Genomic DNA, 24,908 nt, shown 5'->3' with positions numbered 1-24,908 from the left:
CCTCAGGCAGAGGTGAGCTCCAGCTCTCGCACGATCTCTCGCACCACCTTGGCTCGGTAGGCAACGCTGAACGGACCGGACGCACCATTGTGGTTCATGCCCTCGATGCTGATGCGATGCAACGAACGTGTGCGCTGCCAGCGATTCCAGTTGGAGAGTGGCAGCAGAGGAAGACGGCCTGGATAGGCCAGCCGTCCAAGGGCAGCCACCGGATCCCGGCTACCAACCACCATCGCCACGTGATCAACGCTGGAGAGATCGCCATTCCCGCTGAAAACACCACAGACCGTGATCACCTGCACGGGAACATGGCAGAGCTTCTGAAGCATCGCGGCGGTGCCAATGGCCATCTCACCGCCTCCGCTATATCCCACCAACACCACCCTTGCAGCCCGGCTGGGATGGAAGCCAATGGCCTCGAGACGACGAGCAATCTTCAAGGCGAGCTCGTAATTCATCACGGGGCCGTACCGACGATCGGAGGAAATGCCGACCTTGATCACATTGTTCGCCTGGACGCAGAACGCACTCAAAAAGCGCACGAAGCCATTGGGGTGGTGTTCCTGCAGTGCAAAAAGCCGCTCCCAGAACCAACGGGCGTAGGCCGTGGCCCGTAGACCCACCGGCATGATCGTGTAAGCCTCAATCCCTTTCACCAGAAGGGCATCCGCTTCGATTGCCTCCTCAAGAGTCTCGAGAAATTCGCTCACCCGAGGTGGATGACACTCCTCACTTTGATGAATGCCATCGAGATAGACGAGATAGTGGCGGTGCCCTCGATCATCCGCGGTAGGAGCAGCGAACAAGTGAGCGGGATTGGGCAAACCATTGAGCCACCCCTCCCAGAAGAGGAAATCGGCCATCACTGAATAGGTCCCCACCAAAGCCACTACCACCACCACCAGCACCGCCCCCCAGAGGAGCAGTTCGCTCAAGACATCCTGATGAAGCAGGGCTTCTGCATCGCGGCGGATGGCTGTGACCCCTAGGGCTGCAATCACGATGGCCATGCACAGCAGCAAGGCCACGGCACGACGCAACAGGCGAAGCTGATGGCGTTGGTGCTGAATCGCCTCACCGCCGATCGTCATCCACCCACCTCCTTCGCCAGGGTGTTGTAGCTGGCCCGCCAGCGCTGGGCGAACAGCAGGGCAATCAGCACAAGAGCAAGGCTGAATCCGGGAGCACTCACCAGCAGCCCTTCTGCCAGAGGAACGCCGTAGCGCGCCTGGAGCAGCAGGAGCACATTGAGATGCATCCAACCCAGCAGGCTCACCGCAATCAGATCGCTGACGTAGGGGGCCGCCACCAGGACGTAGAACAATCCTGGCCAAAGAGCTGCCAGCATCCGGTTCGCCAGGGCGATCGGCTGTGGAGGAACCCCCTCGATGAGCAGCAGCATCAGGCTGTGGCAAAGGATCCCCAGGGTGAGCGCCAGGCTCAAAACAAGGGCATCGATCAGCATGTGAAAGGCGATTTGCCGAGGGCTCAGTCGGTTGGCCAGCAGGGCAAAGAGGTGGGAGGCCGACATGGAGATGCCAACAGCCACAAGAAGACCGATTCCCGCATCCATGGCCAGCAGGGTGCTGGCCATGGAATCAAGGGCCGAGGTCAGGCCAGACATTGCGGCCTCAGGCGCGGCGCATCTCAGGCCTATTGACGATCCAGATCACCACAATCGAGAGCACGGCGCAGTAGAAACACCAAACCGAATTGAAGGTGGCGCTGTAGGTCAGCCAGGTCAGGAATATCGAGATAAAAATGAGAACACCGAACAATTTCACAGCCCGGTCACTGACCGCCAGTAGTGGCAACACGATGAATCCCCAATAGACCAGTTCACCCACGGGTTCGGTGTTCACAAAATTGTGAACGATGCTCTGGAGGTTGGAGACGTCGTAAAGCAATCGACCGTTGCTATGCACCGCAGGCTGAAGGGCGGGTGGATTGAACAACACGGGAAGATAAAAAGCGATGCCCAAAACGGTGGCCACGATCGCCACCCACTTGAGCCGATGCTGCAGGGCCTTGGAATCTGTGCTGCGACTGATCGACCAGGCGCTCCAGGGGATCCAGATCATCCAGAAGCAATAGGCAAAGAAGAGAAAACCAAGCCCAGCCAGCGAGGTCAACGGCTCCACATTGCCTTGATCAATACCGGTCCACTCCAGGCCTTCGATGAACTGCTGCACTCCGAAGAAGAAGGGAACAAGCGCCAAGGGTTTATAGCCGGGGCGTTCCGCACGGTCTGCGAGATGGTGCGAGTAGAGACCGAGGGGCATCAATACCGCCGAGGCGGTGAAACTGGCGGACGCGGAAAAACACATCAGCAGATTGGCGTTGATGCATCAATGCTGCCAACGGCAGCATTGTCTGTCACTTAATCGCCAAGAATGGTATGCATCAGCATCGACAGCGCTAAGGGGTGCGCCATCAGCTGTTGATGGGTGAACACCGGCACCGCATGGCTAGCCCCCAGGGGTAACACCGCCTGCCAACCTGGAAACACCATTGCATCCCAGCGGCAGTAAAAGCTGGTGCAGGAGAGAGAGGCGAGGGCGGAGCTGTCGGCGTTGAGCTGACGCAACAGAGCACTGCCGCGCTTCATGTCAGCCAGACCAGCGAACAGCCAGCGAGGAATCCACTGGGCCGTCAGTGTTCCCCGTTGGGGACTACCGACACTGATGAAACGCCGGCTTCGGCTGGCGCCGCCCAGCTCCTGCAACCAGATGCGGCTGATGATCCCCCCCATGGAGAAACCAAGGATGTCGATGGGCTGCTCGGATCCCCAATGGGCCTGAATGTGCTGATCAAGATGGGAGGCAAGGGTGCGCAGAGGCACCGCCCCCAACCGATGGGGGAGGTGGGGAACCAGCAGTGGAACATGCGCACGATCCAGCTGCCCCACCAACCGATGAAAAAGATGAGGGGTATCCCAAAGCCCGTGCACCAGAACCAGTGGTCTGCGCTCCATCAGCTACCGACGCGCTCCGCGAACTCCGGCCAGCGCCGGTGACGTTCCACGGCAACGGTACCGGCAAATCCCGGAATCGGTGCCTTGCACTTGCGCAAGATCACGCGCATGGGCAGCAGGCCATAGAGCGCTTCCAGCTGCTCGAACACCTGCTCGCTGAAATGCTCAATCGTCTGACAGCGGAGACGGGTGGCCAGCTCCTGCACAGCCTTCACCGCCAGGCTGTAATCGGCGGTGGCCGCAAGATTGTCAGAGCTGGCTGCCCGGTGAAGATCAACAAGCAGGGTGAGATCGAGGCTGAACCACTGACCATGGAGACGCTCCTGCTCCAACACTCCGACATGCGCCCAGACGCGCAGATCCTGGATGTGAATGGCGTCGTTCACGCAGCCAGATCGCGATGGCTGAAGCAACGACGGCCTTCAGCGAAATCAGCGGCGATGTGGCCATCACCGCGCAAGCGGTAGCGGTAAGTCACCAACCCCTCGAGCCCTACCGGTCCACGCGGTGGCAGGGTCTGGGTGCTGATGCCCACCTCGGCCCCAAAGCCATAGCGGAAGCCGTCGGCGAATCGAGTCGAACAGTTGTGATACACCCCAGCACTGTCGACAGCCCGCAGGAACCGTTCGGCTGTCGCCGTATCCGTGCTCGCAATCGCTTCAGTGTGCCTGGAGCCATAACGACGGATGTGCTCCAGAGCTTCCTCCAGATCGCTGACCACCTTCACCGCCAGAATCAGGTCAAGGTATTCACGGCCCCAGTCGTCCTCGCTGGCGGCGTCTTCGACGCCGAGAGCCTGGCTACGGGCATCACCGAGTAGGCGCACCCCTGCAGTGCGGAAGGCTGGGATCGCCTCGGCAAGGAAGGCCGGGGCGCTGTCTTGATGGACCAACAGCGTCTCGATCGCATTGCAGGCGGCGGGGTACTGCGTCTTGCTGTCGATCGCAATGCGCAGTGCCTGAGTCATGTCCACCTGAGCATCGACGTACAGATGGCAGACGCCATCGGCATGGCCCAGGACGGGAATACGCGTGTTGTCTTGAATGAAACGAACCAGCTCATTGCTGCCGCGGGGAATGATCAGATCCACCAGGCCATCGAGCCTGAGAAGCGCCAGGCTCTCCTGACGGGTGGTGAGCAGAGCGAGGGCATCCTCCGAGACAGCGCTGGTGACGAGGCCATCCTTCAGGGCTTCGATCACAGCACGGTTGGTGCGGTTGGCTTCACTGCCCCCCTTGAGGATCGCCCCATTGCCGGAACGGATGGCCAGAGACGCGATCTGAATCACCGCATCAGGACGCGCTTCGAAGATCACCCCAAGCACGCCAAGGGGCACGCTGACCCTCTCCAGCACCAGGCCATCGTCGAGCTCGCGATGAAGTTGACGCACCCCGAGTGGGTCCGGGAGACCGGCCACCTGACGCACGCCTTCAATCGCCCCTGTCAGCTTGCCTGAATCAAGCTTGAGACGAGCCATCAGGGCGGGAGCCAGCCCCTCGGCCGAGGCCTGCTCCAGATCCTCCCGGTTGGCAGCAACGATCCGATCGGCATGCCGTTCGAGGGCGTTGGCCATCGAGGCCAAGGCATCCTGGCGCTGATGGTCCTCGGTCTGACCGAGGAGCGTGGACGCCTGACGCACGCCCGTGGCCAGCCTCAGCAGGTCGGCGCTGGGTTCGGGCACAGCCACTGTGGTCATGATCGCGAACAGATGCTGCTGTGCATCATCCCGTCTGGAGGGAAGCGTCCTTGCCCAGCAAGCGATCGATCGCCAACCGGGCCGCCCCCAAGCGGCCTGCACCATTGCCCAGCTGACAAGCCAGGATCTCCAAACCCTCTCTGCTCACGGCCTGGACCCTGGTCTCCACCTCGGCACGAACGGCCGGCAAGAAATGCACCGCCGCGGCCGCCAGGCCGCCGCCCAACAGCACCCGTTGGGGAGTGAAGAGGTAAACCAGCGAACTGATCCCTACGCCGAGCGTGCGTCCATAACGCGCCCAGACCGCCATGGCCTCAGAATCTCCAGCGTTGGCCAGATGGTTCAGCTCCTCTGGGTCCCCGTCCCAGAGCCGTCGCAGCGCCGCAATGCTGGCGTACTGCTCCAGCGATCCCCGATTGCCGCTGTTGCAGGGGGGGCCATCGGGATTGAGACCGATCAACCCCGGTTCTGCCGCAGCCCCGTGGTGACCAGTGAAGAGGGAGCCGTTCAGCATCACACCACCACCGACTCCTGTCCCCAGGGTTAGGAGCACCACATCACTGCACCCCCGGGCCGCCCCCAGCCAGGCCTCGCCCACAAGGGCGCAATTCCCATCGTTGGCCAAGGTGACACGCCGCTGTAGTCGGGGCTCCAGCCAATCGGCCAAAGGCACATCGAGCCATCCAGGCAAGTTGATACACACGCGAGCGACCCGGGCTGCAGCATCCATCGGTCCGGGCAGCCCGATCCCCACCACCCCCGCCAAGTGATCAGGATCAAGCTGCTCGATGGCTTCGCACAAGGCCATGCACACTGCACCGGGCACTGCGGGCTGAGGAGTGGCGATGCGCTGTTCGGCTAGACGTTGCCCACTGCGATCAAAACGGGCGAGCTTGATCCCCGTACCGCCCAGATCGATGCCGATCACCTGGTCGCCGTTCATGGTCTGCCCCCCCATTGCAGAACAGCTCCTCAGAAACGGAAAAACAGCTGCATCTGGCTTTGCCAGGTGCCCTGACTGTCGACCGAGCCGGAGAGACTCATGTTGGGATTGATCTGATACGACAGTGTGCCCTGGGGAGGGATGTCGTTGCGATTGGGAGCTGCCAGCACCGAGAAGTTGAAGCGATCGGTGATGTCGACTCCCAAATCGGTAACGACGGCCAGCTGGGGGGGAACACGACCAGAGATCCGCTCCTGGTTGTCCTGCACCTCGGGGGTGACATAGGTGGGGTAGAGGGCGAACTGCAGACGCTGACTGAAGGCATCGGTGAGCGATCCGATCACTGGCGACAGCAAGGACTGACCCAGAACGGCGGCCAGGGCAGCACCACCGCCAGCCCCCGAGAGTCCGGCCAGTGAATTGCCACCGATCAGACCGAGCAGCTGGGTCTTCGGCATCGGTGGCGAACTGCGCAGATCGATCGAATCGGCGAGCCGATCGGCCGGGCCTGATGCGGTCAGCATCACCTTCACCAAACGCAGCTGACCACCGGCCCCCAAGGCCCCGGCGCCATTGGTATCGAAGACATTGGTGGATACCGCATTGCTGCCAGTTCCAACACTGATGCTGTCGGAGACCCGGCTGTTCAGAGCAACATCCACGTAGGGGATCAGACCGAGCGACGGGGTAAACACCGCAACGTTCGGGGAGCGTCGATCGAGATTGAAGGTGGTGGTGAACAGCGAGACGCGCCCGGAGAGGAGTTGCACCACCCCGCGAAGCTGAAGGCTGGGGTCCAGGGCACCATTGAGGGTGAGCAGACCCGCGGTACTGAAACTGGCGACAGGCTCCACCGTGACCCGCAGCTTGGGACCGAGTCGAAGACGGAAGTTGGCAAAGCTCACGGCAGGAATGCTGGGCAGAGCGGCCCTGAGCGAACGACTGCTGCTGGCCTCGACGTCGGGACCGAGAAGCACCAGAGGCTTCTGGAAGTTCCAGTTCTCCTCCAGCAGGGTGTCGGCCGAGACCGGCGGGCCGACGCTGACGACCGCTCCGAGGTCGGCACCAACAGGCTTCACGAACATCGAGCGAGCCGGTTTAACGACGCCGTCATCAACCGTGAGATCACCGGAGAGTTGGGGTTGGATCAGGGCCCCGCTCACCTTCAGATCAGCCGCCACGGCCACATCGGCGATCGGCAACTGGATTCGGGCCTTCTGAAGGGAGAGCGTCAGGGGCTTGGGCTCAGGCGAAGGAGAGAACAGGGCCAGGGCCCCTTGCCCAAGCAACTGACCCTGGGCACCGATTCGCGCCTTCAGCGATTGCACTTCCAGCCGGTTGAAATCAAAAACGATTTCGGTGTTCAGATCACTGATCACCTGCTTCTGCAACGTGAAGCGGCCCTGATTCACCAGCAGGAAGCCATTCGCCTGGGGCGCAGACAAGCTGCCGCTGAGCAGAAGGCGCAAATTGGAATCCCCAGCTGTCCAAGCGATCTGGTCATCGGTGAATCCCGTGAGGAAACGCAGGGCATCGCCACGGCTCACCACGCGCACATCGAGGGGTTGATCGGGTGCGAGCGGCACCTGGCCGGTCACGGTCACCGCTTCCTCAGCACCAGTGCTGCGCAGGGCCAGGTCAAGGCGAAGGCCCTCAGCCGCCAAGATCACCTGGCCACGCTCAAGGTTGAGGGCATAGCGACCAACCTTGGCATCCTCAAGCTCAAGGTTGGTGCTGAGCTCCGGCAAGCCTTGTCCAAGGCGGTAACGGCCTTTCAGTCCGAGGGCGCCCTGCAAAGCGGGGGGCACCGGCGCCACCAAGGCCAGCAGGCTGAAGGGCAAGTGATCAAGAGAAAAGCTGCCTTCACCGGTCTGCAACGGCCCCTGGATCGTCGCAACGAAGGGCTTGATTTGCAGAGCCCGATCCTGGTCATCGCCCTCAACCCAGAGGTGCCCACGAGCCTTGAGATCCAGGTCGAGCTTCGCAAGACTTTGGCCTTGCAGTTGGATCACGGCATCCACCTGACCACGCAGATCCTCGGGATGAAAGGAGCTGTCGTTCCGGCGAGCCTGTTCCTGTTGCTGCAGAGTCTCGCGACTCTCGCGGAGCGCACGCAGCTGACCATCGAGAGAACCTCCGAAGGTGTTCACCAAGAGGGTGCCGAGATCACTGGCCCGCCCACGGGCGGGGGGTAAGTCCTCGTTGAGCTGAGGAAGGCTGAGGGCCCCGGCCGTGAGCCAACGCATGCTGAGTCCCCGTGCCTGCAGCTCGGCAGCCAGCCCACCCCCGAGTCGTCCCTTGGCCTTGAGCAACATCTGACCGCTATCGGGCGGAAGCAGCTCGCCGCTGACCAGGTAATTCCTGTTGTCGTACTGGAGCTGCAGACGGGCCTGTCGCAACTGCAGGCCCATCAAGCCCGGGTAGCGGAGGGTGAGATCACCGGCCATCGCCAATGGCTGGAGACCAAGACTGCCCTGGCCATCCAAGCGGCCGTAGAGCCCTTCAAAGCGTCCTTTAGGAGGCAAGGCCAGTTCCAGGCCATCCAGGCTCAGGCCCCTGGCCTGCCAGCGATAGGCAGCCGGGGTGCCGTCTAGCACCAGCTCGCCGTTGCGTCGGGTCAGCAGCACCCGACGTGGCAACCAATTGCGACCGAGGGTTGCTTCCAAGCTGCCAGGGAGGACAGACCCAACCGAGGCCATGCGCAGACGTCCGCCGCCACCGGACACACCCTCAAACCGCCCTTGCCAAGTTTCCAGCAGTCGCAGCGTGCCGGCCCTGGGATCCTCAAGCCTGAGCTGGAGATTGGGCTGGAGCGCCGTCAGGGGGCCATGGACCTCACCAAAAGCCGAGAGGCTGCCGTCCATGGGCGTGCCCAGGATTGGACCGACCCTGGCGAGAGGGAAGGCATCGAGGCGCAACTGGGCTGCCAGGGTCCCCAACTTGAGGCCACCACGGCCAAGAGCCAGGGGCAGCGTCGCTTGGGCCTGAAGCAACGGGCTCTGGAAATCACGCAGCTGCAGCGCTGATCGGGCAGCACTCCAGTCGGCCTGAAGCGACCAACGCTCCAACAGTGGATTGCGGGCCTGCTCCAGCTGAAGCGAAAGGGCCGGGCTTTGCGTGGCACCTGTGAGGGCCAACGAACCGTTGAGGGGGGCTTGGGTACCAAGCAGTTCTGGGACCAGCGGGAGCTGTTTCCAGGCCTCACCAGCCAGCTGCAGCTGCTGACTACGGATCGCCAACCGGGGATAGAGAGCACCGTTCAGACGAACGGCCACACCTGGGCCCTGGACGGCCAGACGCTCCAGCCGAGCCGTGGGTGCCTTGACCTGACGCCAGTCAGCACTGAGGGCAAGGGTCAGATCGAGAGCATCGGCCAACGGAACACTTTCAGGGAGTGCCCAGCGGCCAGCAAGCTGAAGACGGGGCTGACGCCAAGGCCCATTGAGCCTGGCCTTGAGGTTGCGGTCATGCCCCGGTTCCCTCAGGCTCGCGCTGAGGTCAAACGAACGGTTCAGATCGACGCGGCCGGCCAGACGGGCGCGATAGCTGCCGTAACGCCACTCGCTGTTGGGCAAGAACAACCGCTGACCTCGACAGGTGAGGCGCCACTGCGGATTACGCAGGGGTTCGGGAAGGGGCTTGCCCTGCACCTCAAAGTCCACCAACGTCAGGCCTCCCTGACAACCGGCCCTGCCCTGGCGCCAGCTCAAACGCAGATCAGCCCCCAGTTGTCCGCGGAGACGCAGCGGCAAACCAGGGGGCAGCACCCCCTCGAAGGGTGCCAGTCGAACCCGCTCCAGCCGAGTCTGCAGATCAAATTCGGGGTTCACCCAGCGCCCGCGTCCTTTAAGGGAGACCCTGCCCTGGTCTGGAAGGGTGACACCAAGGGCCAAGTCGGCCCAGCTTTCTGCCAGATGCACCGTGCCCCTCCCCGAGGCCCGAAGCACAAGACCAGCGGGTTGAACCGCCAAGCGCGCCGGATCGAGCAAACGAACCTTGAGGTCCAATTTTGGTGGCGCCCCGCCGGTGGAGGGACCAGGCACCCAATAGACCCCCTGGGCATTCCGCCTGAGCTCCACCCTCGCTCCCCGCAAACTGAGGGTGGCCACCGGACGCCAGCGACGCAGGCTGGCCAGAGGGTCGATCTGAACGGTGAGGGACGTGAGCGAAGCCCGAGATTGATCCTTAGGTCCCGGCAGGACCTCTGAAGGACCAATCGCCAAGCCCCATGGCCTTAAACCCTTGTAAGCACCAATGCGTAATGGATGTCCCAGGGGCTTGGAGAGCTGGGCTTCCAATCCGGGCTTGACCCGGTCAAATACTTCAGCAGCGATCCGGTCGAGCGCAATCCAGGTAAGGCCACCCCCCGCAAGGAGCAGCAAGCCACCCCGCAGACACCAGCGGGACAGAGTCTGCGTTGTGACACCACGCCCCTCCAACGCTGCAGACTCCCCGGGCGAGTGCGCAAAATAACTCCCTCGCCCCTGATTCACCAGCCCATGTCTCTCCCCGATCTACTTCAACGATCCATTGTTTGGCTGGCCTGGGGAGGCCTGGGCTTTGGGGTGCTCACCGTGGTGGCGTTCCTGGCGGGCTGGGGGCTGCGCTTCCGTCTGGTGGGGGTCACGAGCTTCACCCTGCTGCTGGCAGTGAGCTGCTGGGCCTTTAGCGTCAGCTACACCCCCCCTGTACGGGTTGAAGGTGCCGTACGGGTGCCGGTCGTGTTCGACAACGGCGATGACCTGGTGGTGGCCCAGGCACCGGCCACCATGCCAATCGAGGCCATCGAACCCACACTCGCCCAACTGGCCGCCAACTTGCGCAGCAACGGCCGCAGTAGTCAGAGCGTCGTTATTCGTCTCCGGCAGCTACAGGCGGCGGGTGAGGGCAGCAGCACGCCTGTGTTGCTGGGCAAGGTGGTGGTGGAATGAGCGCTGGCGGTGGTGCCGAGCCAAGGGGCGACAGCATTCCGCTGGCGGCATTGCCCGCCAGCTTCCGTGATGAAGAGAAGGCGCTCAACGCTGCTGGAATCGCGAGCTGGGATGGTGTTCGGACGCTCGATGAGCTGCAGCTGAGTCGCCTGGCCCGCAGCGGACGGGCAACGGCACGGAATCTCCGCCGACTGCAAGGCATGGCCGTCCTGATTTGTGACTTGGACCTCGCCCCTGCCGATGCAGCCCTGTTGCTGCATGCCGGGGTGGCCACGGTGTCGGCCCTTGCCGCATCGACCCCCCAAGATCTGGTCACCCGCACCGGTCGTCTCGAGCGCCAACTGCGCAGCGGACGTCCTCCTGTGGTGGACCTGCCCACGGCGCAGCGCTGGATCCAACGGGCGAAGCACTGGCAAACGACGAACTGACCCTGGGGTGCTGCGCTGCACGGCCCAACCGGTATCAAATGAGTCAAGTCAATGGAGGAGGCACCATGCGGCACCTCTTTCTTCCTCTATCGCTCAGCGTCGCCTTGCTGGGGGTTGCCCCAGCCCTTCGGGCTCAACAATCCAGCCTGCTCGAAAGCGTCAAGCGCAACCCACAGGAAGCCCGATCCCTCTGCAACCAATTCAAGGCACTGAACGCACAGGGCGTGTCCGCCACCTCGCCACAGGCGATCAGCAACTTGGCGAAGCAGCGCAGCCTCACTCGTCAGGATGCTGAGATTCTGGCCACCTATGTGATCGGCCTTTACTGCCCGGATGTGCGCTGATCAGCCCCTATTTCGGCGGCGCAGCGACTGCTCCCTCTTAACCCCCGACGGCATCCGTCTTCAAGCCTCCCTCTGGCGCCCCCTGGGGGAGGGTCCTTGGCCTGCTCTGTTGATGCGCCAGCCCTACGGCAGGGCGATCGCTTCCACGGTCACCCTGGCGCACCCCCAGTGGTGGAGCGAGCAAGGTTTTCTGGTGATGGTGCAGGACGTTCGCGGGCAGGGGGAATCGGAGGGGCACTTCAGTGGGTTCGGCCAGGAGGCCGCAGATACCGCCACCACCCTGCGCTGGCTGCGTAACCACCCGAATTGCAACGGCCGCATCGGCCTCTACGGCTTTTCTTATCAGGGGTTCACCCAACTGGTGGCCGATGAGGGCACCGAACCGCCCGACTGCCTGGCACCGGCAATGACGGGCCTTGATGAGAGGGAGCACTGGAGTTGTGAAGGTGGCGCTCACTGGTGGCATCTCGGCCTGGGCTGGGGATTACAGCTGGCTGCCCTGCAGGCGGCCCGGCGGGGCGATCGCCAGGGCTGGCAGACGATTCGTCAGTCCCTCGAGAGCGGACGCTATCTCGGGGAAGGACTGAGCTTGTTGGAGGAGCATGACCCCCATGGCATGGCCCTGCGCTGGTTCCAGAGCGATCCAGAAGAGCGACACGTCTGGCCCCGGCACACCGCTCCCAGGGACTGGCTGGCGCAACCGATGCTGATCATTGGGGGGTGGTGGGACCCCCATCTCCGCGGCTGTCTGAACCTGATGGAACGCAGCCTGGCGGCCGGTGGCCAGCCGGAACTGCACATCGGCCCAGCCACGCACCTGCAGTGGTGGCCAGCCGTGCAGGAGCTCCATCGGCGCTTCTTCCAACGCCACCTGCAAGAACAGACCGGCGTCTGCAACGCGTCAGCGCCAAAGGAGCCGCGCTTGCAGCTCTGGGATCAACGGCTGGAGCGCTGGAGTGGTTGCCAGAACCCAGCCCCCCAGGGCGGCCACTGGCAGCTGGAGGGCAGCGGGCTGAGCTGTCATGACCCCCTCGCGGGTCGGCTCCTGCCACCGACCGGCCGGCGAAACGATGCGAACCGCTCCGACGTTGAACCAGCCAATGCGAACGCATCGATGGTGGTGCTTGTTCACGACCCCTGGCGTCCAGCACCCGCTGTCGGTGGACACCTCAGCCCAACGCCTGGGCCATGCGAGCGCGGCTCGCAGGATGCCCGCAGCGATGTGGCCACCTTCACAAGCTTGCCCCTGCCGGAGGCTTGTCTGCTACGAGGCTTTCCGGTGCTCGAGCTGAACGCCTGGGCCGATCAGGAGGGGTTTGACCTCTGCGCCGCCCTCTCTGTGATCCCGGTGGCCAGCGAAGCGGTGCAGCAACTGAGCACCGGCGTGCTGCGCCAGAGGGGTGAACAAGCCCTGCAACCAAAGACGCTGCGGGTGCAGCTGCAGCCGCTGGAAGCCGAACTCCAAGCAGGGGATCGCCTGAGGATCTCACTGGCGGGAGCAGCCTGGCCTGCGATTGCGATCAATCCCGGCCACACCAATTCAGCCTGCGGCGCCCCGGACCCACACTGCCGTGTGATCAGCATCGCCATCGATGTCGCAGGAGCATCGCTGCGATTTGCGCCGCTCCTCTTCCCCCCGTTGCCCTAAACCTCCGGCAAACTGGGCCCCAGGATCGCTCGCCAACATCGTGAACACCGCCGCCTGCCTGCTCGCCCTCTCCCTCAGCGGCCCTCTAGCGGCCGTGGTGCCAAGCGGCGCAACGTTGGCTCAGAGCAAAACAGCCGTTGAGCAGACCGTTGCGCAGACCGTTGCGCAGACCACCCCGGCACCGTCCACCAGCCTGACGGCGACCCAGGCCAACGAAGCAGCCCGGACCCTTCTAGAAGCCATCAAGACCAAAGACGGCCAAGCGATCTACCAAGGGCTCTCAGATCCCCTGCGCAACAGCACCACAACAGAAGCGGTGCAGCAGCGGATGAACCGCTCACCCAAAGTCAGCTCCTACCGGATCAGCGAGATCTCCCGCGGGATCGATGACACCACCGTGGAAGCTTTCGCCGTGGTGGAGACCCGCAAAGGAGAGGTTCCCCTGCTGCTCGTGCTCGATGACAGCGGCAAGTTGGTGGCCTGGAAGTGGGTCGGCACCACCCTGCCGATCGAGACCACGGCCCTCAAGTTTGTGAACGATCTGAAAGCAGGCCGCTGGATTGCAGCCCGCTACTACCTCGACCTCGATTTCCAGAAGGAGCTCAGCCCCCAGGATCTGCAGCGCAAGTGGACCAAGCTGTCGCGCACCCTCGGCGGCGTGCAGAAGATCAAGAGCGCGCTCGTGGCAAGCCAGGGCGGTGAACAGCAACTGGTGCTGGTGACGATTCAGTTCGGCAAGGTCACCGACAACCTGTTCGTGATCTTCAACCGCCAGGGGCGGATCATCAACGTCGACTTCTCCTCAGATCTGGTCTGATCCGGATCAGGACACCAGCACGAACGGTTCTGCTCCGTTTTTTCCGCTTAAGCTCCCGCCCAATCAAGCGTCTGCCGGAATGACCAGCACAGTTCTCGACTGGATGGTTGAGGACGCTCAGCGTCTTGCCGAGTGCCGACACGACCATCCCTTTGCTGTGCTTGGTCCTCAGCCTCTGCAGGACGGCAGCTGGGTGGTGAGGGTGTGGATGCCAGAGGCGCGGTCGGTGACCCTGCTGGCGGGGGGCCAGGAGGTCCCCACACAGACGCCCCACCACCCCTGGATCTTTGAGGCGTCCCTGAGCCATGACCCAGGGTGCAGCTACACGGTGCGTGTCGAGCGGGGAGAGATCACCCACGAACAGCACGATTCCTGGGCCTTCCGTGATGAGTGGATGGGAGAGATGGATCGCCATCTCTTTGCCGAGGGCAACCATCACCACATCTGGCGGCGTATGGGTGCCCACCGCACAGCGCGCAACGGCATCGACGGGGTGATGTTCTGCCTCTGGGCCCCTCATGCCCGCAGCGTGAGTGTGATCGGTGACCTCAATTCCTGGGATGGACGCCACCACCCCATGCAGCAGCGACTGGGAGGGATCTGGGAGCTCTTCGTTCCCGGTCTGTCCGAGGGACAGCTTTACAAATACGAAATTCGCACCCAGGAAGGCCACTGCTACCAGAAGGCTGATCCCTACGGTTTCCAGCACGAGGTACGCCCGGCCACCAGTTCTGTGGTGAGCCACCTGGATGGCTTCCACTGGAGCGACGGCAGCTGGATGCAGCAGCGCGACAGCCGCAATGCCCTTGATCAGCCGATTGCGGTGTATGAAATGCACCTCGGCAGCTGGATCCATGCCTCCGCGGAGGAGCCCTTCATTGAGCCCGATGGCTCAGCTCGTGCTCCAGTGCCCGCAGCAGATCTCAAGCCAGGTGCCCGCCTCCTCACCTATTCGGAACTGGCGGATCGCCTGATCCCCTATGTGAAGGATCGGGGCTTCACCCACATCGAACTGATGCCCATCACCGAGCATCCCTTCGATGGCTCCTGGGGATATCAGGTCACCGGCTGGTACGCCCCCACCAGCCGCTACGGCACACCGGATGAGTTCCGTGCCTTCGTGGATCGCTGCCATGCCGAAGGCATTGGCGTGATCATCGACTGGGTGCCCGGCCATTTCCCGCGCGACAGCCACGGCCTCGCCTTCTTCGATGGCTGCCATCTGTATGAGCATGCCGACCCTCGCATCGGCGAGCACAAGGAGTGGGGCACGCTGATCTTCAACTACAGCCGCAATGAAGTTCGCAACTTCCTTGTCGCCAACCTTGTGTTCTGGTTTGACCAGTTCCATATCGATGGCATTCGTGTGGATGCGGTGGCTTCCATGCTGTATCGCGACTACCTGCGGCCCGATGGTGAATGGCTACCGAACGAACATGGCGGCAGGGAAAACACTGAAGCGGTGCGCTTCCTGCAACAGGCGAACCACGTTCTGTTCCAGCACTTCCCTGGTGCCCTCTCCATCGCAGAGGAATCCACCACCTGGCCCATGGTGACCCAACCCACGGATATCGGTGGCCTGGGCTTCAACCTCAAATGGAACATGGGCTGGATGCACGACATGCTCGATTATTTCGAGCTTGATCCCTGGTTCCGCCAGTTCCACCAGAACAACATCACGTTCTCAATCTGGTACAACTACACCGAAAACTTCATGCTGGCTCTTAGCCACGATGAAGTGGTGCACGGCAAGAGTCATCTTCTCCACAAAATGCCTGGGGATGACTGGCAGAAATATGCAAATACACGAGCGCTGCTTGCTTACATGTGGACCCATCCCGGTAAGAAGACGATCTTCATGGGGATGGAATTCGGCCAGCGCGCCGAATGGAATGTGTGGGGTGATCTGCAGTGGGATCTTCTCCAGTTCGAACCCCATCAAGGCCTGCAGCGGATGGTTGGCGACCTGAATGCTCTTTACAAGGCCGAACCCGCGCTCTGGCGCGACGACTTTGATCAATACGGCTTCCAGTGGATCGACTGCAATGACAACCGTCATTCAGTGATCAGCTTCATGCGACGTGAAAGCGCTGGTGGCACTTGGCTGGTGGTGGTGGCCAACTTCACGCCCCAAAGTCATTCTCACTACCGAGTGGGTGTTCCCATCGCCGGTTTCTACGAGGAGATCTTCAACACCGATGCGGCCCAATACGGGGGCAGCAACCTGGGCAACATGGGCGGCAAGCCCACCGATGAATGGGGCATCCATGGCTACGACAATTCCCTGGATCTCTGCCTGCCGCCCCTCAGCTTGATGGTCTTCCGTCACGACCCAAAGCGGAGTCTCATCTCCGCCACCGATGAGGCGGCAGGGTCGGCCGCCTCCGTGTGACGAACACCCCGGACTGCCCCGGAGCGCTTGCGATCTCGGCGGTTCTCTCAGGTAGGTTGCCGTCTTCACCTTGACGCATTCATGAGCGACTCACTGCCCCTGCTGCTCCGTGCCGCCCGCGGCGAGTCAGTCGAGCGTCCCCCGGTCTGGATGATGCGCCAGGCAGGCCGTTACATGAAGATCTATCGGGACCTGCGTGATCGCTACCCCAGCTTCAGGGAGCGCTCTGAGAACCCTGATCTCTCCTACGAGATCTCGATGCAGCCGTTCCACGCCTTCAAGCCTGACGGCGTGATCCTGTTCTCCGACATCCTCACGCCCCTACCCGGCATGGGGATCGATTTCGACATCATCGAGAGCAAAGGTCCACAGATCGGTGACCCGATCCGCACGATCGAGCAGGTCAACGCCCTGCGCCCCCTCAACCCTTCCGAGTCGATGCCCTTCGTCGGTGAGGTGCTCGGCAGGTTGCGTCAGAGCGTTGGCAATGAGGCAGCGGTGCTGGGTTTCGTCGGAGCTCCGTGGACCCTGGCCGCCTACGTGGTGGAAGGCAAGAGCAGCAAGAACTACGCGGTGATCAAGGCCATGGCCTTCCGCGAACCCGACATTCTTCACAAGCTGCTGGATCATTTCGCCGAGTCGATCGCCACCTACCTGCGCTATCAGATCGATTCCGGCGCCCAGGTGGTGCAGATGTTCGACTCCTGGGCCGGCCAGCTCAGCCCCGCGGATTACGACACCTTCGCGGCTCCTTACCAGAAAAAAGTGGTCGATCTGGTCAAGCAGACGCACCCCGACACCCCCTTCATCCTTTACATCTCCGGCAGCGCTGGCGTGATCGAGCGGATGGCGCGCACGGGTGTGGACATCGTGTCCCTCGACTGGACCGTGGATATGGCTGAAGCCTTGGCCCGGCTCCCTGAGCACATCGGTGTGCAAGGCAACGTGGATCCAGGCCTGCTGTTCGGAACTCCCGCAGCTATCCGCGATCGGATCGACGATTGCGTGCGCAAGGCCCGTGGCCGGAAGCACATCCTCAATCTCGGCCATGGCATCCTGCCGGGTACACCGGAGGAAAACGGTGCAGCCTTCTTTGAGTCGGGTAAATCCGTGATGGATCGCCTCGGCGCGCTGGCCTGAGCACACCCTTTATGCCTGCCCGCATCCTGATCACCGGCGCCAGCGGCTGCGTCGGTCAGTACACCGCCGCCTGGTTGCTTGAGCACAGTGATGCGGAGCTGCTGCTCTGGCTGCGGGATCCCGGCAAGCTCACGGCGATCCGGAAGGACCACCCCAGGGTGCGTCTGCTGGTGGGAGATCTGAGGGAAACCGATCGCTTCGCCGCCGAACTGGCCAGCGTGACCCGTGTGATCCACACCGCCACGGCCTGGGGTGACCCGGAGCGGGCTCATCAAGTGAATGTGGTGGCCGTGAAGCGGATGCTGGCCCTGCTCAATCCGCTGCTGATCGAACAGATCACCTACTTCTCCACCGCGAGCATCCTCGACCGCCACCTGCGTCCTCTTCCTGAAGCTCTGGCCTACGGCACGGAATACATCCAAACCAAAGCGCAGTGTCTCCAGGACTTGGAACAGCATCCCCTGGCGGAGAAGATCGTTGCGGTGTTTCCGACCCTGGTGTTCGGGGGGCGCGTCGATGGCAGCAGTCCGTTTCCCACCAGCTACCTCACCGAAGGGCTGGCCGAAGCGAGCAAGTGGTTGTGGTTGGCGCGCTGGCTCCGAGCTGACGCCAGTTTCCACTTCATCCATGCCGCCGACATCGCTGCCATCTGTGGCCATCTGGCCACCACCCCCCACGGCCCCAATCCTGAGCCGGGCCAAGGCCCCGTGCGCAGGATCGTGATGGGGCAGCAGGCCATCAGCGTGAATGAAGCGGTCGCCACGCTCTGCCGTTGGCGCGGCGTGAGGCGCACCCCTGGAGTTCCGCTCTGGCCCTGGCTGATCGAAACTCTGATCCGCATCCTGCCGATCGAGGTGAATGCCTGGGACCGCTTCTCGATCCGCCAACGGCACTTCATCCATGATCCCGTGAGTCAGCCGGAGCGCTTTGGAGAACGCAGCCATGGGCCAAATCTGACGACTGTGTTGCAAGACAGCGGGCTGCCGCAGCGTGGAAGGCCCAAACCAGCGTTAAAGTGATGCCAACAGCACGATCTAAAACCGTCATGGTTCAACGCTTGCGTTCACTTCTCTCGGCTTGCTTTGCTCTGCTGCTGGTTCTCGGCCTTGGTGTTGCCTCCGTCAACGCGGCCACCGTTGAGGTGAAGCTCGGCTCCGATTCCGGCATGCTCGCTTTCGAGCCCAGCACCGTCACCATCAAAGCTGGCGACACCGTCAAGTTCGTTAACAACAAGATGGCCCCCCACAATGCCGTCTTCGACGGTCATGATGAGCTGAGCCACTCCGATCTCGCTTTCGCTCCCGGCGAATCCTGGGAAGAGACCTTCAGCACGGCTGGCACCTACGACTACTACTGCGAGCCCCATCGTGGTGCTGGCATGGTTGGCAAAGTGATTGTTGAGTGATTTCACTCGTCCGTTCTTGAGATTCTCCACAGGGGATCTTCAAACTCTGATTTGAAAAAACATCCAAACCCGACCCAATGCTTTTGCCGTTGGGTCGGGCTTTTTTTTTCTCGGAAGCTGGATAGGGTGAGCCGAGAGACCCCTCCCCGCCGTGCACGAGCCTGGCCGCTGGATCGCATGGACCATCAGCGTGTGCCTCAGCCTTTGGTTCGGCCTGCTGGTTGAGGCACCGGTCTTGGCAGTCACGACCAGCAGCATCGAACTGACAGGCGATCGTGAGAACGGTGCTCAGCTCTTCGCCGCCAACTGCGCCGGCTGTCACATGGGTGGAGGCAATGTGATTCAGGCCAGCCGCACCCTCAGCCTTGAGGATCTTCAGGCCCACCTGGAGGCCTACAGCGAAGACCGTCTCGGGGCGATTGAGTATCAGATCGAATACGGACGCAATGCAATGCCTGCCTATGAAGGCAAGCTCACGGACCAACAGATTGCTGATGTGGCGTCCTACGTGGAAGAGCAAGCGGAACGGGGTTGGCAACGATGAGCCGCAAAGCCCTCAAGGATTTTGTTCACGCCGTTGAACACAGTGCAGCGCTCAGACGCGAACTGCATGCCATCAGCGCCACAAGCGACTTACTCGAACTCGCTCATCGCTGGGGCTTTTCGATCAATCAACAGGATCTCGACGAGGACGAACGTTGCGATGCCCTTGAGGGCTGGTTTGAAGCCAGCAGGATCAGGCGTTAACTCAGCGACAGCGTTCAAGCACCGCGAGGTAAAGCGCTTCATCCACCTCGCGGATGTCGTATTCAGTGGGCATCGCACCGTGGTGGTGCTCATGGACCACGGTCCAGCACATGCGCTCTAAATCCTGCGGTTGGGGTCCATAAAGCTCGTGAACTCGCGCTACGAGCGCTGTCACCAAGGCAGGATCCACTTCACTCCTCTCAGCCATTGCTGCTGACTTGCCACCCAACGCATTCGGTTGACCCTACCCAGCGGGGCCGGTTTGCCGCAGCCTGCCGCGCAGACCGAACGGATCGGATCGGTTCTCCGCTCCCCAGGGCGTTCCTCCGTTCATACGGTTGATTCAGCAGAACCAGACCCATGCAACCCACGGCCGAACAGTTCACTGAAAAGGCCTGGGCCGCAATCCTTTCGGCCCAGCAGCTTGCCCAGAGTCGCCGCCATCAACAGCTGGAAACCGAACATGTGCTCTTGGCACTGCTGGAGCAGAACGGACTGGCCACGCGGATCCTCGAAAAGGCGGACGTTTCTCCCCCAGCCCTGCAAAACGCCGTTGACCTTCATCTCAGCCATCTGCCGGCCCTGCAGTCTCCTGCAGAGTCGGTGTACCTGGGCAAGGGCCTCAGCAACCTGTTGGAGCGGGCCGAGCAGCTCAAGCAGAGTTATGGCGATCGCTACCTTTCGATCGAGCATCTGCTGCTCGCCCTCGCCGATGATCCCCGCTGTGGTCAACGGCTTCTCCAGCAGGCCGGCACCGATGCCAAAGCTCTCAAAACTGCCATTGATGCCGTGCGCGGCAGCCAAACCGTGAATGATCAAAACCCGGAGGGCACCTATGAATCCCTCGAGAAATATGGCCGTGACCTCACCGCCGCCGCCCGCGACGGCAAGCTCGATCCGGTGATCGGCCGGGATGAAGAGATTCGACGCACGATCCAGATTCTCAGCCGCCGCACCAAAAACAACCCGGTGCTCATCGGTGAACCCGGCGTCGGCAAGACCGCGATCGTGGAGGGACTGGCCCAGCGGATTGTGAACGGCGATGTGCCCCAGGCCCTGCAGAACCGCCAGCTCATCGCCCTCGACATGGGCGCGCTGATCGCCGGTGCCAAATATCGCGGTGAATTCGAGGAGCGGCTCAAGGCTGTGCTCAAGGAGGTGACGACCTCCGAGGGCCGCATCGTGCTGTTCATCGATGAAATCCACACCGTCGTGGGAGCCGGCGCCACCGGCGGCGCCATGGATGCGAGCAACCTGCTCAAGCCGATGCTGGCCCGGGGCGAACTGCGCTGCATTGGTGCCACCACCCTCGATGAGCATCGCCAACACATTGAGAAGGATCCAGCCCTCGAGCGTCGCTTCCAGCAAGTGCTGGTGGATCAACCCACGGTGGAAGACACGATCTCCATCCTGCGCGGGCTGAAAGAGCGCTATGAAGTGCACCACGGCGTGCGCATCGCCGATAGCGCCCTGGTGGCCGCGGCCGTGCTCAGCAGCCGCTACATCGCCGACCGCTTCCTTCCCGACAAAGCGATCGACCTGGTGGATGAATCCGCCGCACGCTTGAAAATGGAAATCACCTCCAAACCGGAGGAGATCGATGAGATCGATCGCAAGATCCTGCAATTGGAAATGGAGAAGCTGTCTCTTGGCCGCGAATCGGATGCGGCCAGCCAAGAGCGGCTGGGGCGCCTGGAGCGGGAGCTAGCCGAGCTGGCCGAACAGCAGAGCAGTCTCAATGCCCAGTGGCAGCAGGAAAAGGGCGCCATCGATGAGCTCTCGGCCCTGAAGGAGGAGATCGAACGCGTACAACTCCAGGTGGAGCAAGCGAAGCGGAACTACGACCTCAATAAGGCCGCTGAACTGGAATACGGCACCCTGGCCAGCCTGCAGAAACAGTTGAGTGAGAAGGAAACGGCCCTCGCCAGGGACGAAGCGGGTGCTGGCAGTGGTGAGAAGTCGTTACTGAGAGAGGAAGTCACCGAGGACGACATCGCCGAGGTGATCGCCAAATGGACTGGAATTCCCGTCGCCAAGCTGGTGCAGAGCGAAATGGAGAAACTGCTTGGTCTCGAAGACCAGTTGCATGAACGGGTCGTGGGCCAGCAGCAGGCGGTCAGCGCCGTTGCCGATGCGATCCAGCGCTCCCGGGCCGGCCTCAGCGACCCCCATCGACCGATCGCCAGCTTCCTCTTCCTCGGCCCGACCGGTGTGGGCAAGACGGAACTCTCCAAAGCTCTGGCGGCCCAGCTGTTCGACAGCGAGGACGCCATGGTGCGCATCGACATGTCGGAATACATGGAGAAGCACAGCGTCAGCCGCCTGATCGGTGCCCCTCCGGGCTACGTGGGCTACGAAGCAGGTGGTCAGCTCACAGAAGCAGTGCGCCGCCGTCCCTACGCGGTGATCCTGTTTGACGAGGTGGAAAAAGCCCACCCCGACGTGTTCAATGTGATGCTCCAGATCCTTGATGACGGGCGCGTCACCGACGGGCAAGGGCGCACGGTGGATTTCACCAATGCGGTGCTCATCCTCACCAGCAACATCGGCAGCCAGTCGATCCTCGATCTCGGCGGCGATGACAGTCAGCACAGCGAAATGGAACGCCGGGTGAACGAGGCCCTTCGCGGCCACTTCCGGCCCGAGTTTCTCAACCGTCTGGATGACCAAATCATCTTCCACAGCCTGCGCCGCGAAGAGCTGCGTCGGATCGTGAGCCTTCAGGTGGAGCGCCTGCGCCAGCGCCTAGGCGAACGCAAGCTGGGGCTGGCCATCAGCGAAGACGCCACCGACTGGCTGGCGAATGCCGGCTACGATCCGGTCTATGGCGCCCGGCCGCTCAAGCGCGCAATCCAGCGAGAGCTGGAAACGCCGATTGCCAAAGCAATCCTGGCGGGGCGCTACGGCGACGGCGGCACGGTGGATGTGGCCGTCGATCAAGAACAGTTGGTGCTGCGCTGAATCAGCTCGCTGCAGAGCTGAACCAACCTGGAAGCGCTTCATAGCAAGCCGCATTGGCCCGGTTCTCCCGGGCCTCCACCTTCCAGCAGCAGCTGCGACCGTGATCACGGTCGAGTAACAAAGCATTCGCCCAGCCCCAGAGCAGCTGGGCGCTGGCTTCCATGCCCACGTTCTCCATCACGCGTAGATCAAGGGCACCCAGCGCTTGCAAGCGCTCCCACTCAGGCAGCAGGGGGTCATCAGCATTGACCAGAAACGTGTGGTCGAACTGCTGGCGCAGTTGGGCCTCTAAGGGCCGCAGGCTGGAGAAATCCACCACAAAGCCATTGGCATCCAGCTCACGGGCTGAAAACCAGAAGGTGAAACTCCGGCTGTAACCATGCACGAAGCGGCAGTGCCCCTGGTGCTGCCACTGACGATGGCAGCAGGGATAGCCATCAAAGTGCTTACTGCAGGTGTATCCAGCGGGGGGCGACGACATCAGAACAGGGAAGGAATCGCACTGCGGGAGGATCTTCCTGTCTACATCTGCAGGCTCCCCGATCCGATGCAGCCTCCCTCCACCGCCTTCCTCGATCAGCTTCGCTTCAATGAAGCCGGTCTGATCCCCGCCATCGCCCAGGACTGGCTGGATGGTGCCGTGCTCATGCAGGCCTGGATGAACCGGGAGGCACTCGAGCGCAGCCTCTCAAGCGGAGAAGTGCACTACTGGAGCCGCTCGCGGCAGGAGCTCTGGCACAAGGGAGCCACCAGTGGCCACACCCAAAAACTCAAGGGAATGCGCTACGACTGCGACGCCGATGTGCTGCTACTCACAATCGAGCAGACCGGTGATGTGGCTTGCCACACCGGGGCGCGCAGCTGCTTCTATGACGACAGTTTCGGGCCCGGTGGCCGGTCAGCCAGCGGCGGTGGTGCCCAGGCGGAGCCACCGCCGGCGGATGTTTGCACGGAACTCATGCGCGTGATCGAAGGTCGGCGCGAGCAGCCCGAACCGGGGAGCTACACCAACAAACTGCTGGAGGGCGGCGACAACCGCATCCTCAAAAAGATCGGCGAGGAGAGCGCCGAATTCGTGATGGCCTGTAAGGACGACAACGCGTCCGAGATTGCCGGCGAAGCCGCAGACATCATTTTTCACCTGCAGGTGGCTCTCGCTCACCATGGGGTGAGCTGGCGCGAGGTTCAGCAGGTGCTGGCTGCCCGGCGCGGCGCCCCCAGGCGGGACTAGGCAGGCCAAAGCGCGTCGGCTGGAGCCGCAACCATTCCAAGGTGAGACGATCTCGCGCTGAGAGCTTCAACACCGGTGTCCCTCCCTGGTGCAGTGCCATCGCATCCCCAGGATCCGGACTATGCCCCCACAAACCGAAGCCATGGCCCAGCTCATGAAGCGCGGCGGCTTGGAGCACCGGCGCTCGCAACTCCGGGGACACCAACACGCGAACCTGGGGCTCCAGCCGCCACTTGCCCTGTCGACGGGCCGCCACCACGTTCAACAGGCTGCGTCCATTGCTCGCCCTCCAGCCACTCGCCAATCTCCTCAACGGAGGACGACGGCGCTCAATGCGCAGATGAGCCCGATTTGGGTCTGTCACCCGCCGAATCGGCACGAGTTCTGACCAGCTGCCGATCGCGGCGTCCACAGCCGTCAGCCAGCGACGCTCCCAGCGATCAGGCTCTTGACCAAGAGCAGGTTCCACCCAGATGCACCAGAGGGGAAGGCTTGGTGGGCCTTCAACCGTGGTGGCCAGAGTATCGGCGTAGCCGACAGGAGCTGCTGCCCCAGAAGGCTGAAGCGTCACGTCCAGCACACGCAGTTCCTGCGCCGGGGGGCAGGGATCAGTCGTCACGCGGCGGGCAGGCCGACCCCACGGGCCATCAACGTGGCCAACAGAGGCACCAGGGCAAATCCCATCAATTCCACATTGATGATCCAGCCAAGCCGCGTGGCAAGGGCCTCACTGACCTTGGGGAGCTCCCCTTTCCGCAGCGGGATGGCCCAGAGGATGTAGGTGACCGTGGGATACAGCGACAGAGCACCCACGCTCAGATACAGACCCACCTTCCACCAGAACAGGGGGTTCTCGGTGTAAAAGCTGCTGCCCTGCCCGAAATACAACACCCGCAAAATGCCACTCACCAGCAGCGCCAAGGCAGCAATGCCATAAACGATGTCGGTGATCACCATCGCTGTGGCCGCCCGCCGATCGGGATCAGGCCGCAACAATCGTCGCTCCACCACCAGGGCGGCGAAGCAGAGCATGAAGCTCAGGTAGTGCACATAGGCCACACCGGCGCTCTTGGCGATCTCGGGAGTCAACAAGGTGGCCAGAGGCATGGGTTAGGCAGCGAAGAGGCCGACAGTAGCGACCCCGCTGGCCGCGACGCCGCCACCAAGGCGACAAGTGGGTGACAGCGAGGCGACAACCAAGCGATAACCGGAGATTCCACAGCGGGAAGGCTGCAAAACAACAGCCAGGCA

At 62.4% G+C, this 24,908-nt stretch carries 25 protein-coding genes; 13 read left to right on the top strand and 12 right to left on the bottom strand.

Annotated features, from left to right (window positions below):
• Nucleotides 1-2: 2 nt before the first annotated feature.
• The 8 genes from CWE17_RS09310 to CWE17_RS09275 are packed head-to-tail and all read right to left on the bottom strand — an operon-like array spanning nt 3 to nt 9,995.
• Nucleotides 3-1,091 carry an alpha/beta hydrolase gene (locus CWE17_RS09310; protein WP_131456468.1) on the bottom strand — a complete coding sequence of 363 codons (1,089 nt, stop codon included), beginning with the start codon at nt 1,089-1,091 and terminating at the stop codon, nt 3-5.
• Nucleotides 1,088-1,624, bottom strand: a complete 537-nt coding sequence (locus CWE17_RS09305; protein WP_240789350.1) for a hypothetical protein — start codon at nt 1,622-1,624, stop codon at nt 1,088-1,090. The genes CWE17_RS09310 and CWE17_RS09305 overlap by 4 nt, the downstream gene beginning before the upstream one ends.
• Nucleotides 1,625-1,631: 7 nt before the next feature.
• On the bottom strand, nt 1,632-2,327 hold the full coding sequence (locus CWE17_RS09300) for a DUF6629 family protein (protein ID WP_131456466.1): 696 nt from the start codon (nt 2,325-2,327) through the stop codon (nt 1,632-1,634).
• 53 nt (nt 2,328-2,380) lie between these two features.
• Nucleotides 2,381-2,974: a triacylglycerol lipase gene (locus CWE17_RS09295; RefSeq protein WP_131456464.1), complete on the bottom strand. Its 594-nt coding sequence runs from the start codon at nt 2,972-2,974 to the stop codon at nt 2,381-2,383.
• Nucleotides 2,974-3,360 carry a dihydroneopterin aldolase gene (gene folB / locus CWE17_RS09290; RefSeq protein WP_131456462.1) on the bottom strand — a complete coding sequence of 129 codons (387 nt, stop codon included), beginning with the start codon at nt 3,358-3,360 and terminating at the stop codon, nt 2,974-2,976. The genes CWE17_RS09295 and folB overlap by 1 nt, the downstream gene beginning before the upstream one ends.
• Entirely contained in the window at nt 3,357-4,670 is a 1,314-nt protein-coding gene (locus tag CWE17_RS09285) for a glutamate-5-semialdehyde dehydrogenase (RefSeq protein ID WP_370318297.1), read from the bottom strand. Before CWE17_RS09285 ends, folB begins: the two co-directional genes overlap by 4 nt.
• A gap of 25 nt (nt 4,671-4,695) precedes the next feature.
• Nucleotides 4,696-5,613, bottom strand: coding sequence for an ROK family protein (locus tag CWE17_RS09280; protein WP_131456460.1), 918 nt, complete (start codon nt 5,611-5,613; stop codon nt 4,696-4,698).
• A gap of 29 nt (nt 5,614-5,642) precedes the next feature.
• Nucleotides 5,643-9,995, bottom strand: a complete 4,353-nt coding sequence (locus CWE17_RS09275; RefSeq protein WP_240789349.1) for a translocation/assembly module TamB domain-containing protein — start codon at nt 9,993-9,995, stop codon at nt 5,643-5,645.
• Nucleotides 9,996-10,112: 117 nt separating this feature from the next.
• Between CWE17_RS09275 and CWE17_RS09270 the strand changes: the two genes are divergently transcribed.
• From CWE17_RS09270 to CWE17_RS09220, 11 genes are all read left to right on the top strand, one after another.
• Nucleotides 10,113-10,544, top strand: coding sequence for a Ycf51 family protein (locus CWE17_RS09270; RefSeq protein WP_131456458.1), 432 nt, complete (start codon nt 10,113-10,115; stop codon nt 10,542-10,544).
• A complete protein-coding gene (locus tag CWE17_RS09265) occupies nt 10,541-10,972 on the top strand; it encodes a DUF4332 domain-containing protein (RefSeq protein ID WP_131456456.1) in 432 nt (143 codons plus the stop codon). The genes CWE17_RS09270 and CWE17_RS09265 overlap by 4 nt, the downstream gene beginning before the upstream one ends.
• 65 nt (nt 10,973-11,037) lie before the next feature.
• Nucleotides 11,038-11,316: a hypothetical protein gene (locus CWE17_RS09260; RefSeq protein ID WP_131456568.1), complete on the top strand. Its 279-nt coding sequence runs from the start codon at nt 11,038-11,040 to the stop codon at nt 11,314-11,316.
• Nucleotides 11,306-12,964: a CocE/NonD family hydrolase gene (locus CWE17_RS09255; protein ID WP_131456454.1), complete on the top strand. Its 1,659-nt coding sequence runs from the start codon at nt 11,306-11,308 to the stop codon at nt 12,962-12,964. The genes CWE17_RS09260 and CWE17_RS09255 overlap by 11 nt, the downstream gene beginning before the upstream one ends.
• Nucleotides 12,965-13,004: 40 nt before the next feature.
• The gene (locus CWE17_RS09250) at nt 13,005-13,781 is read left to right on the top strand and encodes a DUF3887 domain-containing protein (protein ID WP_131456452.1); all 777 of its coding nucleotides are present in this window, start codon (nt 13,005-13,007) and stop codon (nt 13,779-13,781) included.
• Between the two features lie 79 nt (nt 13,782-13,860).
• Nucleotides 13,861-16,173, top strand: coding sequence for a 1,4-alpha-glucan branching protein GlgB (glgB, locus tag CWE17_RS09245; RefSeq protein WP_131456450.1), 2,313 nt, complete (start codon nt 13,861-13,863; stop codon nt 16,171-16,173).
• Between the two features lie 81 nt (nt 16,174-16,254).
• Nucleotides 16,255-17,313, top strand: coding sequence for a uroporphyrinogen decarboxylase (gene hemE, locus CWE17_RS09240; protein ID WP_131456448.1), 1,059 nt, complete (start codon nt 16,255-16,257; stop codon nt 17,311-17,313).
• Between the two features lie 11 nt (nt 17,314-17,324).
• A complete protein-coding gene (locus tag CWE17_RS09235) occupies nt 17,325-18,332 on the top strand; it encodes an NAD(P)-dependent oxidoreductase (protein WP_131456446.1) in 1,008 nt (335 codons plus the stop codon).
• A 26-nt stretch (nt 18,333-18,358) separates the two neighbouring features.
• Nucleotides 18,359-18,718 (top strand): plastocyanin, encoded by a 360-nt coding sequence (petE, locus tag CWE17_RS09230; RefSeq protein WP_131456444.1) that lies wholly within the window; start codon nt 18,359-18,361, stop codon nt 18,716-18,718.
• 217 nt (nt 18,719-18,935) lie between these two features.
• A complete protein-coding gene (locus CWE17_RS09225) occupies nt 18,936-19,262 on the top strand; it encodes a c-type cytochrome (RefSeq protein WP_370318300.1) in 327 nt (108 codons plus the stop codon).
• Nucleotides 19,259-19,465: a Nif11-like leader peptide family natural product precursor gene (locus CWE17_RS09220; protein WP_131456440.1), complete on the top strand. Its 207-nt coding sequence runs from the start codon at nt 19,259-19,261 to the stop codon at nt 19,463-19,465. Before CWE17_RS09225 ends, CWE17_RS09220 begins: the two co-directional genes overlap by 4 nt.
• Before the next feature lies 1 nt (nt 19,466).
• Here the strand turns inward: CWE17_RS09220 and CWE17_RS09215 are convergent, their stop codons facing one another.
• Nucleotides 19,467-19,673, bottom strand: a complete 207-nt coding sequence (locus CWE17_RS09215) for a hypothetical protein (protein ID WP_131456438.1) — start codon at nt 19,671-19,673, stop codon at nt 19,467-19,469.
• Nucleotides 19,674-19,825: 152 nt separating this feature from the next.
• Between CWE17_RS09215 and clpB the strand changes: the two genes are divergently transcribed.
• A complete protein-coding gene (gene clpB / locus CWE17_RS09210) occupies nt 19,826-22,426 on the top strand; it encodes an ATP-dependent chaperone ClpB (RefSeq protein ID WP_131456436.1) in 2,601 nt (866 codons plus the stop codon).
• Nucleotide 22,427: 1 nt separating this feature from the next.
• Here the strand turns inward: clpB and CWE17_RS09205 are convergent, their stop codons facing one another.
• Entirely contained in the window at nt 22,428-22,907 is a 480-nt protein-coding gene (locus CWE17_RS09205) for a 6-carboxytetrahydropterin synthase (protein WP_131456434.1), read from the bottom strand.
• Between the two features lie 66 nt (nt 22,908-22,973).
• Between CWE17_RS09205 and hisIE the strand changes: the two genes are divergently transcribed.
• Entirely contained in the window at nt 22,974-23,657 is a 684-nt protein-coding gene (hisIE, locus tag CWE17_RS09200) for a bifunctional phosphoribosyl-AMP cyclohydrolase/phosphoribosyl-ATP diphosphatase HisIE (RefSeq protein WP_131456432.1), read from the top strand.
• Here the strand turns inward: hisIE and CWE17_RS09195 are convergent.
• The gene (locus CWE17_RS09195) at nt 23,557-24,276 is read right to left on the bottom strand and encodes a peptidase (RefSeq protein WP_240789348.1); all 720 of its coding nucleotides are present in this window, start codon (nt 24,274-24,276) and stop codon (nt 23,557-23,559) included. The two genes, hisIE and CWE17_RS09195, sit on opposite strands and share 101 nt — an antisense overlap.
• Complete coding sequence (locus CWE17_RS09190; RefSeq protein WP_131456430.1) at nt 24,273-24,764, bottom strand: DUF2214 family protein; 492 nt, start codon at nt 24,762-24,764, stop codon at nt 24,273-24,275. The genes CWE17_RS09195 and CWE17_RS09190 overlap by 4 nt, the downstream gene beginning before the upstream one ends.
• Nucleotides 24,765-24,908 lie beyond the last annotated feature (144 nt).

This window comes from Synechococcus sp. BS56D (assembly GCF_004332405.1).
Classification (GTDB): domain Bacteria; phylum Cyanobacteriota; class Cyanobacteriia; order PCC-6307; family Cyanobiaceae; genus Synechococcus_C.
The sequence above is the reverse complement of the archived record's forward strand: the minus strand, read 5'-3'. Positions and strand labels throughout refer to the sequence as shown.

Coding starts and splice junctions, on each gene's coding strand:
- CWE17_RS09310 (WP_131456468.1), bottom strand. CDS start 1,091: ATGACGATCGGCGGTGAGGCGATTCAGCACCAACGCCATCAGCTTCGC.
- CWE17_RS09305 (WP_240789350.1), bottom strand. CDS start 1,624: ATGTCTGGCCTGACCTCGGCCCTTGATTCCATGGCCAGCACCCTGCTG.
- CWE17_RS09300 (WP_131456466.1), bottom strand. CDS start 2,327: ATGTGTTTTTCCGCGTCCGCCAGTTTCACCGCCTCGGCGGTATTGATG.
- CWE17_RS09295 (WP_131456464.1), bottom strand. CDS start 2,974: ATGGAGCGCAGACCACTGGTTCTGGTGCACGGGCTTTGGGATACCCCT.
- CWE17_RS09285 (WP_370318297.1), bottom strand. CDS start 4,670: ATGACCACAGTGGCTGTGCCCGAACCCAGCGCCGACCTGCTGAGGCTG.
- CWE17_RS09280 (WP_131456460.1), bottom strand. CDS start 5,613: ATGAACGGCGACCAGGTGATCGGCATCGATCTGGGCGGTACGGGGATC.
- CWE17_RS09270 (WP_131456458.1), top strand. CDS start 10,113: ATGTCTCTCCCCGATCTACTTCAACGATCCATTGTTTGGCTGGCCTGG.
- CWE17_RS09265 (WP_131456456.1), top strand. CDS start 10,541: ATGAGCGCTGGCGGTGGTGCCGAGCCAAGGGGCGACAGCATTCCGCTG.
- CWE17_RS09260 (WP_131456568.1), top strand. CDS start 11,038: ATGCGGCACCTCTTTCTTCCTCTATCGCTCAGCGTCGCCTTGCTGGGG.
- CWE17_RS09255 (WP_131456454.1), top strand. CDS start 11,306: ATGTGCGCTGATCAGCCCCTATTTCGGCGGCGCAGCGACTGCTCCCTC.
- glgB (WP_131456450.1), top strand. CDS start 13,861: ATGACCAGCACAGTTCTCGACTGGATGGTTGAGGACGCTCAGCGTCTT.
- hemE (WP_131456448.1), top strand. CDS start 16,255: ATGAGCGACTCACTGCCCCTGCTGCTCCGTGCCGCCCGCGGCGAGTCA.
- CWE17_RS09235 (WP_131456446.1), top strand. CDS start 17,325: ATGCCTGCCCGCATCCTGATCACCGGCGCCAGCGGCTGCGTCGGTCAG.
- petE (WP_131456444.1), top strand. CDS start 18,359: ATGGTTCAACGCTTGCGTTCACTTCTCTCGGCTTGCTTTGCTCTGCTG.
- CWE17_RS09220 (WP_131456440.1), top strand. CDS start 19,259: ATGAGCCGCAAAGCCCTCAAGGATTTTGTTCACGCCGTTGAACACAGT.
- CWE17_RS09215 (WP_131456438.1), bottom strand. CDS start 19,673: ATGGCTGAGAGGAGTGAAGTGGATCCTGCCTTGGTGACAGCGCTCGTA.
- clpB (WP_131456436.1), top strand. CDS start 19,826: ATGCAACCCACGGCCGAACAGTTCACTGAAAAGGCCTGGGCCGCAATC.
- CWE17_RS09205 (WP_131456434.1), bottom strand. CDS start 22,907: ATGTCGTCGCCCCCCGCTGGATACACCTGCAGTAAGCACTTTGATGGC.
- hisIE (WP_131456432.1), top strand. CDS start 22,974: ATGCAGCCTCCCTCCACCGCCTTCCTCGATCAGCTTCGCTTCAATGAA.
- CWE17_RS09190 (WP_131456430.1), bottom strand. CDS start 24,764: ATGCCTCTGGCCACCTTGTTGACTCCCGAGATCGCCAAGAGCGCCGGT.